Source organism: Desulfitibacter sp. BRH_c19, from assembly GCA_001515945.1.
In the GTDB taxonomy this organism is placed as follows: domain Bacteria; phylum Bacillota; class DSM-16504; order Desulfitibacterales; family Desulfitibacteraceae; genus Desulfitibacter.
Genome location: LOER01000026.1, coordinates 119323 through 137167 on the forward strand (window position 1 = coordinate 119323; position 17845 = coordinate 137167).

General features: G+C 40.3%; 14 protein-coding genes and 1 pseudogene. All 15 read left to right on the forward strand.

Going from position 1 to position 17845, the window contains the following annotated elements; genetic code table 11:
• Nucleotides 1–34: 34 nt before the first annotated feature.
• The 15 genes and pseudogenes from APF76_16765 to APF76_16835 all read left to right on the forward strand — a co-directional run bounded on the left by APF76_16765 (nt 35) and on the right by APF76_16835 (nt 17769).
• Entirely contained in the window at nt 35–1123 is a 1089-nt protein-coding gene (locus APF76_16765; protein KUO51144.1) for a hypothetical protein, read from the forward strand.
• A 26-nt stretch (nt 1124–1149) separates the two neighbouring features.
• Nucleotides 1150–2007 carry a hypothetical protein gene (locus APF76_16770; protein KUO51145.1) on the forward strand — a complete coding sequence of 286 codons (858 nt, stop codon included), beginning with the start codon at nt 1150–1152 and terminating at the stop codon, nt 2005–2007.
• Nucleotides 2008–2466, forward strand: a pseudogene (locus tag APF76_16775).
• Nucleotides 2467–2570: 104 nt separating this feature from the next.
• Nucleotides 2571–3863, forward strand: coding sequence for a hypothetical protein (locus APF76_16780; protein KUO51146.1), 1293 nt, complete (start codon nt 2571–2573; stop codon nt 3861–3863).
• A gap of 3 nt (nt 3864–3866) precedes the next feature.
• Nucleotides 3867–4868 carry a hypothetical protein gene (locus APF76_16785; protein KUO51147.1) on the forward strand — a complete coding sequence of 334 codons (1002 nt, stop codon included), beginning with the start codon at nt 3867–3869 and terminating at the stop codon, nt 4866–4868.
• A gap of 376 nt (nt 4869–5244) precedes the next feature.
• Complete coding sequence (locus APF76_16790) at nt 5245–6294, forward strand: 2-ketoisovalerate ferredoxin oxidoreductase (protein KUO51148.1); 1050 nt, start codon at nt 5245–5247, stop codon at nt 6292–6294.
• Between the two features lies 1 nt (nt 6295).
• Nucleotides 6296–7042, forward strand: a complete 747-nt coding sequence (locus APF76_16795; GenBank protein ID KUO51149.1) for a 2-oxoglutarate oxidoreductase — start codon at nt 6296–6298, stop codon at nt 7040–7042.
• Between the two features lie 2 nt (nt 7043–7044).
• Nucleotides 7045–7602: a 2-oxoacid:ferredoxin oxidoreductase subunit gamma gene (locus tag APF76_16800; GenBank protein ID KUO51150.1), complete on the forward strand. Its 558-nt coding sequence runs from the start codon at nt 7045–7047 to the stop codon at nt 7600–7602.
• Entirely contained in the window at nt 7595–8140 is a 546-nt protein-coding gene (locus APF76_16805; GenBank protein KUO51151.1) for a hypothetical protein, read from the forward strand. The genes APF76_16800 and APF76_16805 overlap by 8 nt, the downstream gene beginning before the upstream one ends.
• Nucleotides 8137–8790: a hypothetical protein gene (locus APF76_16810; GenBank protein KUO51152.1), complete on the forward strand. Its 654-nt coding sequence runs from the start codon at nt 8137–8139 to the stop codon at nt 8788–8790. Before APF76_16805 ends, APF76_16810 begins: the two co-directional genes overlap by 4 nt.
• A gap of 103 nt (nt 8791–8893) precedes the next feature.
• Nucleotides 8894–10300, forward strand: coding sequence for a 4-hydroxybutyryl-CoA dehydratase (locus APF76_16815; protein ID KUO51321.1), 1407 nt, complete (start codon nt 8894–8896; stop codon nt 10298–10300).
• 218 nt (nt 10301–10518) lie between these two features.
• Complete coding sequence (locus APF76_16820; GenBank protein KUO51153.1) at nt 10519–12996, forward strand: hypothetical protein; 2478 nt, start codon at nt 10519–10521, stop codon at nt 12994–12996.
• Nucleotides 12997–13108: 112 nt separating this feature from the next.
• Nucleotides 13109–13360 carry a hypothetical protein gene (locus APF76_16825; GenBank protein KUO51154.1) on the forward strand — a complete coding sequence of 84 codons (252 nt, stop codon included), beginning with the start codon at nt 13109–13111 and terminating at the stop codon, nt 13358–13360.
• Nucleotides 13361–13430: 70 nt separating this feature from the next.
• A complete protein-coding gene (locus APF76_16830; GenBank protein ID KUO51155.1) occupies nt 13431–16172 on the forward strand; it encodes a hypothetical protein in 2742 nt (913 codons plus the stop codon).
• A gap of 28 nt (nt 16173–16200) precedes the next feature.
• Entirely contained in the window at nt 16201–17769 is a 1569-nt protein-coding gene (locus tag APF76_16835; GenBank protein ID KUO51156.1) for a hypothetical protein, read from the forward strand.
• Nucleotides 17770–17845: the final 76 nt, after the last annotated feature.

Sequence of the window (17845 nt, forward strand, 5' to 3'; positions counted from 1 at the left end):
CTATTTAAAAAAAATTAAAAGGGGGTAGTGAAAATTGTCAGATAAGACGGAAATTGTGCGTAGTGATGGAAGAGGAATTTTGGCTGGAGATTATTTAAATGAAGAAAGAGACATTACTAGGGAACAATGGCTAGAAGATAGCTTCCCAGAATGGGGGACGTTTTTAAACAAGCAGATTGAGTCTTTTGAAGTTCCTAAAGAGCAGGTAGCCCTATGGTGGCTAGGCGGTCCTTCATGGGTTTTAAAAACAGATGCAGGGGGAATTTTCTTTATTGATGTGTATTCAGGTCCTTCTATGTATACTTCCTATTATTATTGTGGTGTTTGCAAACAGTCAGGAGCTGAAAGTATTGATTGGTTACGATTGAACCCTCAACTAATAGATCCATGGAAGTTCAATAGGCTTGACGGAGTATTCTGTACTCATAAACATCAAGATCATTGTGATATTTATACGACCAAAGCCACACTAAAAACAACGAGTTGTAAGTTCTATGGACCACCTGATACTGCTGAAAAACTTCGCCGCTTCAAGGTTCCAGAAGATAGATTAGTTGTGACACGGGTAGGTGAGTCAATTAAGGTACCTGGAGCAGAAGTAGAATTCTTAATCAACTATGATGAAACAGTCATCCGTACTGGTACGACTAATGAGGTACAACCATACGAGCACATGGCAACGAGCTTTCTGTTTAAAACCTCTGGGGGGAATATTCTCTTTCTTGGTGATACTTGGTACCACGATGGATATAGAGCGGTTGGTGAAAATCATGATATCGATGTGGCAATATTTGATATGGGTTCTAATGCCCCTGGAGCTACTGATAAAATGCCACCTTATGACTGTGCCAGACTTGGGGCTACCCTTGATGCAAAATTACTAATTCCGGATCACTATGATAACTGGGCCAACACGGCTGGTGATCCTGAACTGCTTGTTAACCAATTTGAAAGAATAGTATCTGAAAATACACCTCATATTAAAACAGCTATTTTACGTCCTGGTGCCTGCTTCTTGTATCCCAAAGATCAAGATATCAAGCGCTATCGGTACCCAGATTGGAGAGAAAGATATAATGTACAACGATCCTTATTGTACGGACCAAGGGCTAAGGATAAATAATAAGAATATAAGGGAGGTAAAAAATAGTGGCTGAAACTTCCTATCTTAATGCAAAAGATGTTAATGAGGCTGTTGATTTGCTATCCAGCTATCATCATAAAGCGAAGATAATTGCTGGGGGAACGGACCTTATGGTTAGCTTCAATAGAGGCGGACAACTACCGGAGGCTTTAATTTATATCGGAGATATTAATTTGAATTATATTAACCAAGATGAAGAAAACCTGGTAATTGGGTCAACTACTACACTCTCAGATTTGTTGAAGTCGGGAATTATAAAAGAACATGCGGGAATTTTAGGTGAGGCAATAAAGAATATGGCCTCAGTAGCTGTTAGAAATAGTGGAACCATAGGTGGCAATATTTGCAATGCTTCACCAGCTGCCGATACTGCAGTTCCGTTGCTAGCTTTGGGTGCCAGCTTAATATTGATTTCAAAAAGTGGGGAAAGAGTAATAGATTGTGAAAAGTTTTTTGTTGGACCCGGTGAAACAGTACTGACCTCTGATGAAATTTTAAAAGAGATCATTATTCCTAAAAAAGTTAATATCAAATGGGCTTATAAAAAACTCGGTCGCAGGTTAGCGGATACTTTGTCTGTCGCTTCGTCAGGGGTGACAATGCAAATAGAAAATGGTAAATGTAAAGACGTTAGGATTGTACTTGGAGCAGTAGCGCCAATTCCACTTGTGTCTAACAATGCAGCAAAAATATTGGAGGATAAAGTCCTTGATACATTAGCTATTGAGGCTTCTGCTTCTGCTGCTTCTGAGGAAACTAAACCTATAGATGACGCAAGATCAACAGCTTGGTACAGAAAACGTGTGAGTAAGGCTCTGGTAAAAAGTTTACTTAATCAAATTGCTGGAGAGGGGGACGAGTAGATGCAAATGCTAAGTATAAAGGTTAATAACCAAAGCTATAGGGTTGAAGTAGAGGAAGACATGAATCTATTGGAAGTATTACGGGATAAGCTATTTATTACTAGTCCCAAAGCAGGTTGTAATACTGGAGATTGTGGTGCGTGTTCTGTTTTGCTCAATGGGAAACTTGTTAAATCGTGCATTACTAATGCTCTAAGCACTCAAGGTAAAGAAGTTTTTACAGTTGAAGGATTGGGTAGACCAGGTAATTTACATCCTCTTCAGAAGGCGTTTCATGAGGTATATGCATCTCAATGTGGTTTTTGCACACCGGGTATGCTTTTGGCTGCCAAGGCTTTATTAGACGAAAATCCTTCTCCAAATGAAGAAGAAATAAAAGAAGGTTTAGCAGGAAACCTTTGCCGTTGTACAGGGTATGAAAACATTATTAAAGCTGTAAAAGAAGCGGCTAAAGAAGTATCCGAAACTGGTAATCACTGTCGTTGCAATATGATTAGTAATGTCTTAGACACAGTTATGCCTGCTATTAAGAATGAGAAATGTATTAAGGGGGGTGAAATATAATGGAACAAAGACTGGTTGGTAAAAGCGTACCTAGACACGAAGGACTAGATCATGTAACAGGAAACACTAGATATGTTGATGATGTTATTATTCCTGGAGTTCTGGTCTGTAAAGGCTTAAGGAGTCCAGTAGCTAAAGGTACGGTTCAAAGAATTGATACTTCAGTTGCTGAAAGGCTGCCAGGTGTTTTTGCAGTTATAACCAGCAAGGATGTTCCCAGTAATGTTTATGGAGGGGATCAACCTGTTTTTGCAAAGGATATTCGCTTTAGAGGTGAATTGTTAGCGGCAGTAGCAGCTGTAGATGAAGATACTGCTGAGGAAGCAATTAAACTGATAAAAGTTGATATTGAAGAGGGAACTCCTGTGTTTGATCCTCTAGAAGCAGTAAAACCTGGTGCTCCTAAGGTCAGACCAGAGGGCAATATATTACCAGTTGGAGATAAAAATCATAGACTGGTTTACCTTGGTGACATAGAAAAGGGTTTTAAAGAAGCAGATATAATTGTGGAGAATGATTTCTTTTTCCCGGTTGCTGAGCATACCCCCTTGGAGACACAAACTAGTTTAGCCATACCTAATGCCAATGGTAGACTTACAGTATACACCACCAGCCAATGTTTATATTTTCACTTGGGAGCTTTGTGTAGTGTGTTGCAAATGCCAATGAATAAAATAAAGTATGTTGGAGGTACTGTAGGTGGTGGATTCGGCTCAAAAAATGATCTGCATGCTGATCCTGTGACAGCCTTACTGGCACTCAAAACTGGCAAACCAGTAAAATGGCGTTGGACTCGTGAAGAAGAACTAAATTCCTCGACCGTAAGAGGTGCATGGAGCATTAAGATCAAAGATGGCGTTAAGAAAGATGGACGTATAATAGCACGTCAAATGGAAAGTATCATCGATGGAGGTGCATATATATCTTTTAACCCTTATGTTGTTGATAAACATGCATTTTTGGCAGCTGGGCCATATTATATACCCAATGTCCATACCACAGTATCTTGTGTTTTCACTAACAAGCAGCCTGCCAGTTCCATGCGCGGGTTTGGAATAACTTCTTGTTCTTTTGCAAATGAAGTACAAATAAACAAGATCGCTGACCAATTAGGTATAGACTATTTTGAAATTCGCTTTATTAATGCTTTGAGATATGGTGAGCCAATAGCAATTGGGGATTCGCCTGATAGTGTAAGTACAATAGAGGTATTAAAAACTTTGGCAGATAAAGCAGGGATAGCTCTGCCTAAAAACCTCATGGACATGACATCCCAATACAGGAGGTTTTAAACAATGAAAAAACGCGGATCTGGGATTTCTTTAGTGTATTATCCAGTAGGTATGAGTGGTGGTGGTGATACTACTCAGGCTATAATTAAAATTAAACCTGATGGTGGAGTTGATCTATACATCGGTTCATGTGATTTAGGGCAGGGCATAAAAACAATTGCTGCTCAAATTGTAGCAGAAGAATTGGGAATTAGCATGGATGAGGTAGTTATTCACAATGAAGATACCGATGTTGCAGGCATCTGTACGGGCAGTTTTGCTAGTAGGGTAACGTACTTTGCAGGTAATGCAATAAAACGGGCTGCCGAAGATGCGAGAAAGCAAATGTTTGAATTAGCTACTGAAGATTTAGGAGTTGAGTTTGATGCAATGTCGGTGTCAGATGGTAAAATTTTTGTTACTGTCAATCCTGAAAAATTCATAAAAATTAGTGACTTTGCCAATAAGATAAATTTCGGATTAGGTAAAATCATTGTTGGCAAGGGATATTTTTGGAAGGAACCTGCTTGTTATACTGATGTAGACAAAGGACAAATAAATGCAATTAATACTTTGGCGTATGGGGCGAGCTTGGCAAATGTGGAGGTTGATACTGATACTGGTGAGGTAAGAGTATTGAAAATGATCAACGTTTTTGATGCAGGAAAAGCTATTAACCCAATGGGCGTACTAGGGCAGATTGATGGAGGTGTAATGATGGGGCTTAGTTCAACATTAATGGAAGATTTGTTGCCTAATTACCCCAACATTGAGATGCAACCTAAAACACTAGGAGAGTATATAACACCAACTTCCATGGATAAGCCAGAATTAATATCGTTAATTTATGAGAATCCTTCTACACATGGACCTTATGGGGCAAAAGGCTTAGGAGAGATGACAAACAATACTGCTGCACCAGCCATTGTAAACGCAATACATGATGCAGTAGGAATATGGATTGACAAAATTCCAGTAACACCTGAGAAGGTATTAAAGGCTCTCGAAGAACTGGGTAAAAATTAATAAGCATCATAGTACAGATTATTCGGAAGAATGTTCTTGAACGAGAACATCTAAATTGAAGGTTTGTAAATTATAGTTCAAAATATTGAGCTTGGTACTATAGGCCAGGCTCAATTATTTGAAATCTTGGAAATTTACAAGGGAGGGGTTAGTTTTTGGCTACAATCATAGTAAATGAAGAAAGATGTAAAAGCTGTGGGCTATGTATCAGTAATTGTCCTAAAAATCTACTAGAATTTGTTGAGTATAACAACAAACATGGATTTAAGCCGGTAAAACTAACGGATGTTGGGATTTGTAACGGTTGTGGAACCTGTTATAAGATGTGCCCTGACTGTTGCATAGAAGTATATCGCTGTTAAGGATGTGATGATGCATGGAAAAGGTATTAATTAAAGGAAGTGAGGCAATAGCTGAGGCAGCAATTTTGGCTGGATGCAGATATTTTTTTGGATATCCTATAACTCCACAAAATGAAATACCAGAATATTTTTCACAAAGATTACCACAGGTAAATGGGGTGTTTTTGCAAGCTGAAAGTGAAATAGCTGCTATCTATATGGTCTATGGAGCAGGTGGGACTGGGGCTAGGGTTATGACATCTTCTTCAAGTCCTGGCATGAGTCTTAAACAGGAAGGTATTTCTTACCTTGCAGGAGCAGAGGTGCCTTGTGTCATTGCTAACATGATGAGAGGTGGTCCGGGGTTAGGGGCAATCCAAGGGGCCCAACCAGATTATTTTCAGGCTGTAAAAGGAGGCGGGCATGGTGATTATAGACTGTTAGTATTTGCGCCAGCTTCTGTACAGGAAGCGGCTGATTTAACCTATGAGGCTTTCGACTTGGCTGATAAATATCGAAATCCTGTAATAATATTAGGGGATGGGGTTTTATCCCAAATGATGGAACCGATATTATTACCCGAGACAAAAACAGACTTTCCGAGAAAGGACTGGGCTCTAGATTATAATCCCCATAGAAAAAGAAATATCATTAGTTCCTCTTATCCACAGATAGAAGAACTTGAAAAAGTGATTATTAGGTTAAAAAATAAGTCGGAAGAAATGAAAAAAGAAGTTCGTTGGCAAACATATAGAACCGAAGATGCAGAATATATTATTGTAGCTTATGGAACATCTGCTAGAATAGCTGAAAGTGTAGTTAATATTGCACGAGAGCAGAATATCAGGTTAGGTTTATTTAGGCCTGTCACCGTATGGCCATTTCCTTATGACCCACTATTTTCTTTTGTACATCAAGTGAAGGAATTTTTGGTTTTAGAAATGTCTACTGGGCAAATGATTGAGGATGTTCAAATAGCTGTAGGTAAAGCAAAACCAGTTTTACATTTAGGGAGATATGGAGGGGTAATACCACTTCCTTCTGAATTATTGGATAAGATTAAAGAGTTAACCATGGAGGATTGAAATGGAAAAAATAATGTCGAGACCAAAATCTTTGATAGACGTTCCCATGCACTATTGTCCTGGATGTACTCATGGTATTATCCATCGAATAGTGGCTGAAATTATTGATGAAATGGATATAAGAAACAATACTGTTGGGATTGCTTCAGTAGGTTGTTCTTGCTTTTGTTACGATTATTTTGATATAGATATGTCTGCTACAGCTCATGGCCGTGCTCCTGCTACGGCTACAGGTGTTAAGAGAGTACAACCGGACAAATTAGTTTTTACCTATCAGGGAGACGGAGACCTATGTGCTATAGGTTGTTCCGAAGTTATTCATGCGGCTGTAAGAGGTGAAAACATAACTGTAATATTTGTAAACAACGGTATTTATGGCATGACAGGTGGACAAATGGCTCCCACAAGTCTGCTCGGAATGAAAACTACAACTTCCCCTTATGGAAGAACCGTAAGAGATGCAGGATATCCTATTAAAATGATAGAGATGCTAGCTCTACAGGAAGGCTGCACCTATGCAGAACGAACAAAAGTAAGTAGTGCTAAGAATGTAAATAGGACTAAGAAAGCTATACGTCAAGCTTTTGAATTGCAACTTAGTGGCAAGGGTTTTACTGTAGTTGAAATTCTCAGTACTTGCCCGACTAACTGGGGTTTAGATCCTTTGGAGGCCATTGCTTGGATGGAAGAAAAACTAGAAGCCAATTACCCACTGGGTGTTATTAAAGCACCTAAGGAGGTTATTTGACAATGAAGCATGAGCTAATATTTGCTGGTTTTGGTGGTCAAGGAATTATGTCAATGGGAAAGGTCTTATCATATGCGGCTATGCTAGAAGGAAAGCATGTAATGTTTATACCTGCATATGGGTCAGAAATGCGAGGTGGGACAGCTAGTTGTACCGTAATTATTTCTGACAGATCAATTGACGCACCAGTAGCTCCTTTCCCATCCCTATTGGTAGCAATGAATTCACCCTCATTGGATAGATTTCAACCTCGCGTCCGTAAGAATGGGATAATTATTATAAACGCTACAATACTCGACAAGGAACAGGAACGGCATGATGTTAAAAATATTAGAATTCCCGCCGATAAGATTGCTACTGATTTAGGTAATGAAAAGGTATCAAATATGGTTATTTTAGGTGCAGTATTAAAATGCACAGAATGTGTTGCTATGGACTATATTATGGCTGCTCTAAAAAAGACTCTGCCGGAAAGGCATCATAAAATGCTACCCTTAAACGAGAAGGCCCTATATAAAGGAATTGAGATGGCCGAAGGTGGTGTAAATTATTATGGTTGAGAACAAACAGGCATGCTATCAAGCTAAAAAAAATTGGAAGCAAGTGGATAGTTTGCGTATGGGAATGGATTGGGATGAAGAGGACTTAGAAAGACCACAAATCCTTATAGATGATGTATGGGGTACTACTCATCCAGGAAATTATCATTTGGATACTCTTACAAAACAAGCAGGTATTGGTGTATACCAAAGTGGAGGCAAACCAACCTATTGTCATATTTCTGATGTTTCATCTGATAAAACTCTCAATACAACAACAGCATTAATTACAGAAGGGAGATTTTCAGGGTTTTCAAGTGGGCTCTGTATTGGTCATGTATCTCCAGAGGCAATAGATGGTGGGCCAATTGCTGTAATTGAAAATGATGACTTAATTCAGATTGATATACCTAATCGCGAACTAAATATTATTGGTATCAAAGGGCAAAAGCGAACACAAGATGAAATTATAAAAATCTTAAAACAACGTAGTAAAGGAGTATTGAAACGCTATACTGATAATGCAGTTTCCGCAATGAAGGGTGCTTATGTAGAATGAAAACTACCATTTTTACTGGTGATTATGGATGCGGAAAAACATTACTAGCCTTGCATTATGCTTTAAGGTTGGCTCATGGGGCAAATAGAGTCCTTCTAGTTGATGCTGACAACTCTAAGCCATGTTTCCGGTTACGGGATGCTGTTAAAAAATATAAGCTTCCTGAAAATATTGATCTCATTCAACCCGAAGGAAAGGTAGCACATACAGATATTCCTACAGTAACCCATACCCTTGGCGCCCTTTTAAAATCCATAGAATACGATAGTGTGGTTTTAGACATACCTGGTGACTTCAAGGGCCGTTCTGTTCTAGGCCGGTTAAGAAAGTCCATTGATTTATCCTTCGAGTTATTATTTGTTGTGAATACCAGCAGGCCTCTTAATAATATCTTAGCAGATATTGTAACTCATGTTAGAAAAATAGAAATGGTATCAGGTATGAAGGTGACAGGACTTGTTTCTAATACAAATATTGCTCAAGAAACTACTATGGAGGTAGTACTAAAAGGATTTGAAATATTATTACAGGTATCAAAACATCTACAAATACCAATAAAAATGATTGGATGGATACCAGGTAGCCATGGAATAATACCTGATTGGGATGGAATATATTTGGAGGTTAATCCACCTCAGCAATTTGTGTAGAATCTTAACCTTTGGATCTTGAAGGTCTTAAGAAAGGAAGAAAGGATGCTTAGGAGGGGAAAAATTGAAGACAAGAGATGACTATATAGAATCCTTAAGAAAAATGGACTTTAAGCTTTATATGTTTGGTGAGGTCGTTACAGACATTGTAGATCATCCAATTATTAGACCGTCTTTAAACTCTGTGGCTATGACATATGAATTAGCTAATGATGGACAATATGAAGATTTAATGACAGTCAATTCTAGTCTCACGGGTAAAGTTATTAATCGTTTTACCCATTTGCATCAAAGTACTGATGATTTAATAAAAAAGGTGAAAATGCAACGTTTACTTGGTCAGAAAACAGGGTCTTGCTTTCAGCGTTGTGTAGGCATGGATGCCTTTAATGCCATAGATAGTGTAACATATGAAATAGACCAGAAATATAAGACTGAGTATCATAAAAGATTTCGAAATTACTTAGTAAGAGTACAAAACGAAGATCTGGTTGTAGATGGAGCCATGACTGATGTCAAGGGAGACAGGAGTTTGTCCCCATCAAAGCAGAAAGATCCGGATATGTACTTGCATATTGTAGAGGATAATAAGGATGGAATTATAGTTAATGGAGCAAAGGCCCATCAAACGGGGGCCTTAAATTCCCATGAGATTCTTGTCATGCCGACCTTAGCAATGGGTGAGCAAGATAAGAACTATGCTGTTTGTTTTAGCGTTCCTGCTGATGCTCAGGGGATTACCTATATTTATGGACGTCAGTCCTGTGACACACGAAAGATTGAGGAAAGTGATATAGATGTTGGTAATGCTAGATTTGGGGGTCAGGAAGCCTTAGTTATTTTTGATAATGTATTTGTGACATGGGATAGGGTTTTTATGTGTAGGGAATTTGACTTTTCTAATATGTTAGTGGAACGTTTTGCAGGATATCATCGCCAGAGTTATGGTGGATGTAAGGTAGGAGTAGGAGATGTTCTAATTGGAGCGGTTGCTCTAGCCGCTGAATATAATGGAGTAAGTAAAGCGAGCCACATTAAAGACAAAATAATTGAAATGATTCATTTGAATGAAACTTTGTATTCGTGTGGAATAGCTTGCTCATGTCAGGGTTGCCCAACAGCTAGTGGAACCTATTTAATAGATTTGCTGCTGGCAAATATCTGTAAGCAAAATGTAACTAGATTTCCCTATGAGATTGCTCGTTTAGCTGAAGATATCGGTGGAGGTTTGATTGCGACTTTACCATCAGAAAAGGACTTTAGGAATTCCGAAATTGGCCCTCTTATTGATAAGTATATTAGGGGAGTATTCGAGGTCCCTACAGAAAATAGATTGCGCATTACTAGGTTAATTGAAAACATCACCTTAGGGACTGCAGCCGTTGGATACCGAACAGAGTCTATGCACGGAGCTGGTTCTCCACAAGCTCAAAGAATTATAATTTCGAGACAAAGCAATCTAGAATATAAAAAAGGATTAGCCAAAAATATTGCAGGAATAGTTGACTAAGGTTATATTTTCATAGTAATTAAGCATTCCATAGAAGACGTCCAATCTTCTACAGGAAATATAATATACTTGCTAAAAAATAGCCGTTTTTTAATCCATTTACTCCATATTTCTAATTCTTGTAAATTATTACATCCTACAATATAATGAAAGACATGAGTGTGATACGATTATGGACTCTTGAATTGCAGAAGAAATATGGCGGGGGAGTAAAAAACATGAATGCTAAATTGTTCAAACCTAAATTATTGCGCCGAAAGCGTATTGATAAATTATTTGAGGGGATACTTGAATTCCCGCTTTTCATCCTGCTTTCCTCTATGGGCTACGGCAAGACAACGGCAGTAAAAGATTTTCTAAACTCCAAACCAAATCTTCGGAATATTTGGTTTTCATTAAGCGTCGGAGAAAATGATGAGCTGTGGATGTGGCAGAAGTTCTCTCAAAGCCTTGCAGACATAAGCCTTGAGCTTTCCAAACAATTTGTCGGACACGGGCTTCCGCAAACCTCCGTAGATATAGATCGTATCCTCAATATCATAAGAAAAACGGTTAAAGAGCCCACGGTTATTGTCATAGATGATTACCATGAAAACAAAAGTGTACATATGAATCACTTGCTTACGGCCATCGCAAGAGCCTCCATTTCCAAACTACATATAGTGCTAATTAGCCGTAGCATCCCTGATATCTCAATTGATGAGCTTGCATTAAAGGGTATGTGCATGGAGCTCTCCCAGGACCAATTCGAATTTAATGGGGAGGAAACAGTTGAGCTGTTTAAGCGAAATGGATTTTTGCTTTCCATTGAGGAACAAGCAATGCTTGTAAAAAACACGGATGGTTGGGTGGCAGCTATCTATCTTTCCCTTCTTAAATACGCTGAGGACAAAACTGTTGAAGACATTCGAGACATAACACGGCTGATTCAAACAGCTGTATATGATAAATTTGACAAGGAGACACAACAAGTTCTGCTGAAGCTTTCCCTTCTTGATAATTTCAGTCTTAATGGAGCCATATTTGTGACCGGAAATAAAAAAGCAGGGGAGCTGATACGCGAAATTGAAGCAAACAATTGCTTTGTAAGATATAACAACAAAGACGGAACCTACTCCATACACGCAATATTAAAAACAATGCTGATGGAATTATTTACGATTTCTGATATAGACAAAGCTACTCTGTTTTCCCGCTGCGGCGATTGGTGTGCGAGGAGTGATAGGCGCATTGAAGCGGTGGATTTTTATCACAGAGCAGGATGCTATGAGAAAATTCTTGATATTTATGAGCTACCAGGCTCAGCAGAGCTTATGGAAAGAGCACCCCATATCATGGTCACTGCTTTTATAGACATGGATAAAAAGCTGAAGCTATCATATCCCCTAGCGTACATTACCTACATATACTCTTACATGCTGGCAATAGATACTATAGAGGGCGCAAGTCTACTTTATGAGGCAAAAGCGATCTATGAGGCAGACGACAACCTTTTGGATAAGGAGCAGATTTTAGGTGAAATCGTCCTTATTGAAAGCATTCTGGACTTCAATGACGTATCTGCTATGAGCGAATATCATAAAAAAGCTTACGCCCTCTTTGGCGGCACAAGCTCCCAAATATTAAATGCCGATTCCGTATTCACCTGTGGTTCACCCCATACCCTCTATCTCTACCACAAAAAGGAGGAAGCACTACTTTCGCTTGTAGAGCTTATTGAAAAAGACAATTGGTATCATACCCATGTATCAAATGGCTGCGGAACAGGCTTTGAGCATGTGGCAAGGGCAGAATACTGCCTTGAAACCGGTGATTTGAATAACGCAGAGCTTTTTGCTTACAAAGCTATTCACAAGGCAAAAACCAAAAACCAGTTGAGTCTTATCATCTGTGGGAACCTGTGTCTTGCCCGCTTGGCAATCTTAAGCGGCAAACCCAATGAGGTGCTTCCTTTATTGGAGGAAGTTCAGGCAGAAGCAGAAGCTGCAGGCAGACCAATCCTACTAAATAGCGTTGACATTGCGGCAGGGTACATATACGGTATTTTGGGTAAATTGGAGCAGATACCAAAATGGCTGCAGGAGGGAGATATATCTCAAAACAATCTTTTTCATGAGGGGATGGGCATCAACTATATTGTTAGTGCCAGAGCGGCTATACTAAGAAAAAGCTACGCAGAGCTTGAGATTATCGTAGAAACAATGAAGGAACTCTATCAGTCTAATAACCATATATTTGGTTTCATTTATGCAGGCATCTATGATGCAATAGCAAAGAAACATCTATATGGCATGGAAAAAGCAAGTGAAATACTGCTTCCTGCCATAAAGCTTGCACAATCAGATGGCATTATTACACCATTTGCAGAAAGTATGCCTGAGCTTGAGCCGATTCTACAGAAAATAAAGAGCACTCAGTACAGCGCATGGACTGACAAGGTCCTTAACCTGGGAGAACGCTTTACAAAGAGTATCCAAAAAATCAACAATCAACAAGAAACCGAACCACTAACAGCTAGGGAACTAGATGTACTAACTCTCTTGGGAGAGGGGTTTAAGCAAAATGAAATTGCAGAAAATCTTTTCCTGTCCAATAACACAATCAGAAGACATTTGCAAAACATATATGAAAAACTCAGCGTAAACAACAAAACTTTAGCAATAAACAAAGCGAAAGAGCTAAACATGATCTCCTAGGGGCGGTCTTAACTAGCCAATGCACCAGGAAATTAAAAATAAAAATGGTACTTTTATGTGATATGAAAGCCCAAAAAAATCCACTATGCTTGTCGTATGGTGGGTTTTTTATGTGGAAAAGGGGGAGGACATGAATAAAATACGATCAATACAGCTTCTCGACGATCACAAAATAGCGGTTGAGCTAGAAAATGGTTCAAGCTTTGTGTATAACCTTAAACCTAGGTTGCAATCTATACGGTTTGCAGCTCTTGAGGATATTGAATTTTTTAAACAGGGAAGACTTGTGGACAATGAGTATGTATGGTGGAGTGACAGTCTGATGCTCTACACCTATGAAATGCTGGATGCAATGAAAAAATAAAGCCTGATAACTTCAAAAAGGAGGTTACTATGGAAATTATAAAAGAAATAAAATACGGGGAGGAAAATCAATGAAAATAAGAATAATGTTGGTACTATTGATGTTAATAATGGTGGTGGGACTGATGCCTGTCAGCACAGGTGCCGTTGAAGTACGTTATCCGAGTGAATTAAGCGGATCTACTGGCGGCGGTAACTATCAGCACGTTTATTACGGAGAATATGGCGGCAACTCAATAAGATGGCGTGTTCTTGACAACAGAGAGGGGGAGCTGTTCCTGCTGTCCGAGGGATTGGTGGCAAAGAGATTTTTTGGATCAAATAAATATGGCACAGCGTCTATTCGGACTTGGCTCCTGGGATATTTTATGAGTTCTTTTACAGGCGAGGAACAGGAAATCATTCGCCCACAGCAGGTGTTTGATCCTGATACTAAAGAAGGAATCAATGCAACATACGATCCAAGCGGCGATAAAGTTTTCCTGCTTTCAAGAGGTGAAGTCAGTGTAACCTATTTCCCTCGTCTTAAAGCAGACCGCATAAGTACGGATATGTGGTGGCTGCGCACCTCTTATGATACAAATGTCCAGATTGTTAATGATAAAGGAGAAATCAAGTTTTTGCCTGGGGGGAGTAGCTCGTTGGGTATTCGCCCCGCTTCAAAATTAGATTTGTCATCTATTCTCTTCGCACCTGCCGCTGATACTGGCGAAACTGCAACTTTGGGAAAGGATCTTACAGCGGTAAGCCAACTGACCGGTGATATGAAGTTAACTATAGCCGACGACAGCAACCAAACATTGTCCATTGATGACGTTACAGCCAACAGCTCCACAAGCGGCAGCGAAGTCACAGTCAATTACAGCGGGGCAACCCCAAGCTCCAGCAACTACCTTTGCGTAGAGCTTACCAGTGAAAGCGATACCTATCGGGGTGCCATCAAGGAACTAACAGCAGGCAACGCAAGCGGCACAGCAACCTTTAATCTGCCCACAGCACTTACCTATAACAGCTACACCCTTAAGCTGTGGAATGAAAAATATAACCCGGCAAACCACACCAACTATGGGAGCACTCCAGTAACAACAAGTATTGAATTTGCCAATCCTATTATTAATGTTATCCCGTTCAGCGGTATTGTGGCAACCCAGTTTAATGGGAACTTGACCGCCCAAGGAGGATTTGGGCCCTACAGCTGGAGCGTTACCGGACTGCCGTCCGGGCTTAGCTTGGACTCTTCCACCGGTGAAATCAGCGGCACCCCGGAGGATACGGGAACCTATAACTTAACAACTACCGTCACCGATAGTGATAATAAAACAGATACGGCAAACTATACCCTAACCATCTATCAGACTTTCTCCATTGACCTAGCTAATCTGACGGTTGATCCCGGGACATTGAGCCCGGGCTTTCACAAAAACATTGTGACCTATCAGGTGAATGCCGTTTCTAGCATAAACAGCATAGACATCACCGCAGTAATGGAAGACCCCGGCTCTACCTTGACCATTGCCGGGAGCCCGGCAACCCACACCGTGACTCAATCAGTCTACCTTGATCAGGGTGCCAATCTGATTCCCATTGTAGTCACGGCCTCCGGGGGACACACTCAAAAGTCCTATGTCATCTCGGTCAACGGTACAGCAAGTGACGCAAACCTGGCAAGCCTTTCGGTTAATGGACATAGTTTAAACCCGGTGTTTTCAGCAGGGGAAACAAACTATACTATCAACCTGGACAACAGTGTTGAAACATTGGAACTTTCAGCGTCAACTAGTGACACCAAGGCCTTGATGCTTGTAGAAGGGGCCATTTTAAATAGCGGGGATTCGCAGACAATTAACCTGGATACAGGGGAAAACACCATAGAGGTGATGGTGGTGGCCCAGGACGCGTCTACTCAGACCTATACTGTGACGGTTAACCGTGCTACGGGGAATGTAGATCTTAGCGGTCTGACCCTAAGTGATGGAATCTTGAATCAAACCTTTGACCCGTCAGTTAACCAATATACTGCCGATGTGGTCAATAGCATTTCTGAGGTTATAGTGACACCAACCCTGTCAGACTCTGAGGCAACCACTACAGTAAACGGGGATGCACCATCCCTACCAGTCAGTCTTGAAGTAGGGGAAAATACCATTAACATAGTAGTAACAGGAAAAGATGGAGTAAGCACAAAAACCTACCAGGTCATCATTACCCGCAAAGAAGTACTGACCATAAACAATGAAAGCCTGCCCATAGGAATAATAGGAGGATCATATGATGCTACTATGACGGCAGCAGGGGGAACTGAAGCTTATACATGGACAGCAACAGGACTTCCTGCAGAACTCACCCTCAATGAAAATGGAGAAATTACAGGAACCCTTGAGAGTGAAGGAAACTACCTAGTGGAAGTCAAGGTAACTGATAGCACTGGAACTGAGGCCAGTAAAACGTTATCTCTGAGGGTTAATCTGGGCTCTGGCAACGGAGCCTACATCATCCATCCTATTGATGACACAACATATACAAAAGGATATACAGAGGGTGCCATTCCAATAATGACAGTAAAAGAAGGCATATCCGGTTTTAAATACTTTTCGGCATTAATTGAGCCTGTTACAGGAAATAGTGGGAATGAGGTATGTGTTTTTATTCATATAAGAAACGGACAGCAGATATCAATTAATGCAACAAAGGCGGATTTTGATACAGTAAATCAAGCAAAGGCCGCATTCAATGTGAGGGCAGGTGATATCATCAAATCCTATATCGTAGACGATTTAACCAACGACCCGGATACCAATCCCAATGTTTTATAGACGGACACTTTTAAAAAGAGGTGATAAAATGATTAAGAGAAATTCTATTCTGAGTGTTTGTAGAATTTTCATATACAGCTTTTTGTGTCTGGCATTGGTTGTTCCTGGTTCAGCTTTTGCAGATACTATCAGTCTAACAATTGAACCCACAAGGGGATATGCAGGGGATAGTGTAATCGCTTCCGGCACAGCAGGTCATTCAGAATGGGTGACCATAAAGGGCTTGGATGGTGAAGGTAGCATTGTATACTTAAATTCTATTATGTCAGATGAAAACGGTAATTACTCCGATACATTCAGAATCCCGGACATCCCACCAGGGGAGCTTCGGTTAATAGCGGGGTATGGAAGTAATATAATCACAGAGCTGTTTACAGTTGCTGCTTCCCGCTCCGGTGGTGGAGGAGGAAGGAATGTAGCACATACCTACAAAGCAGTTGTTTCAAGAAACAGTAAACCGGAGACCAATCTACCGGTCAATGTCAATTCTGATAAAGACAGGGCAACAGTAAACCTGGAAACTTTGACGGGGGATATTTTCACAGGCAAGGAAAGGACCACCGTCATCGTGCCTTCCATCCATGGAGTGACCTCCTATACCTTGGGGATTCCCGCAGATACCATGTCCCGCTCTCAAAGGGAAGGTGCATTGACCTTCTCTACTGACCCAGGAAGTATCACCATAGGGGATAATATGCTTTCAGGGATTTCGGAAACGGAAGGCAAAGAAACATGTATCACTATAGGTGAGGGAAACAAATCCCACCTGCCTGATGAAATAAAAGCAGCTATAGGTGAACGACCCTTAGTTCAGCTCACATTGACAGTAGATGGAGAGCAAACCCAATGGAATAACCCAGAGGCACCAGTCATGGTCGCCATACCGTATATTCCTACAGAAGAGGAGCTAAAGGACCCAGAGCATATCACAATATGGTATATTGACGGCGAGGGTAATGTAGTGGAAGTACCATCAGGAAGGTATGACCCTGCCACGGGATTGGTCACCTTCACAACCACACATTTTAGTAAATATGCTGTTGTATATGTAACAAAAACTTTTGAAGACTTGGAAAGTGTGGCATGGGCGGAGAAACAAATTGAAGTCCTTGCATCTAAGGGTATATTGAAAGGTACATTGGAAAAAGAATACGCACCTCAAACAAACATCACAAGGGCAGACTTCCTGTATTTTTTCGTAAGGACCTTGGGTGTCGATGCCAAGGTTGATGAAAACTTTGATGACATAAGTGAAGATGCATATTACTACAAAGAAATAGCAATAGCCAAAAAGCTCGGCATCACCAATGGCATTGGAAACAACAAATTCAACCCCAATGAAAGCATCACCAGGCAGGACATGATGACACTTACGGAAAGGGCCTTAAGAATGCTGAAAAAACTTGAACAACAAGGAACAGCTTCAGACTTGGAGAAGTTTGTTGACCAATCCAGTATTGCAGCCTATGCTGTAGATAGCGTTGCTTCTGTAGTAAAGGAAGGGTTGATCGTGGGTAGTGCTGATAAGATTAATCCCCTGGGCAATACCACAAGGGCTGAAACAGCCGTATTCTTATACAGGATATATAATAAATAGTAAACGTCTTATCCTAAAAATGGTGAGATTTTAGTTATCGGAAAAAGTAGTTGGCTCAATGAATAGAGTCAACTAC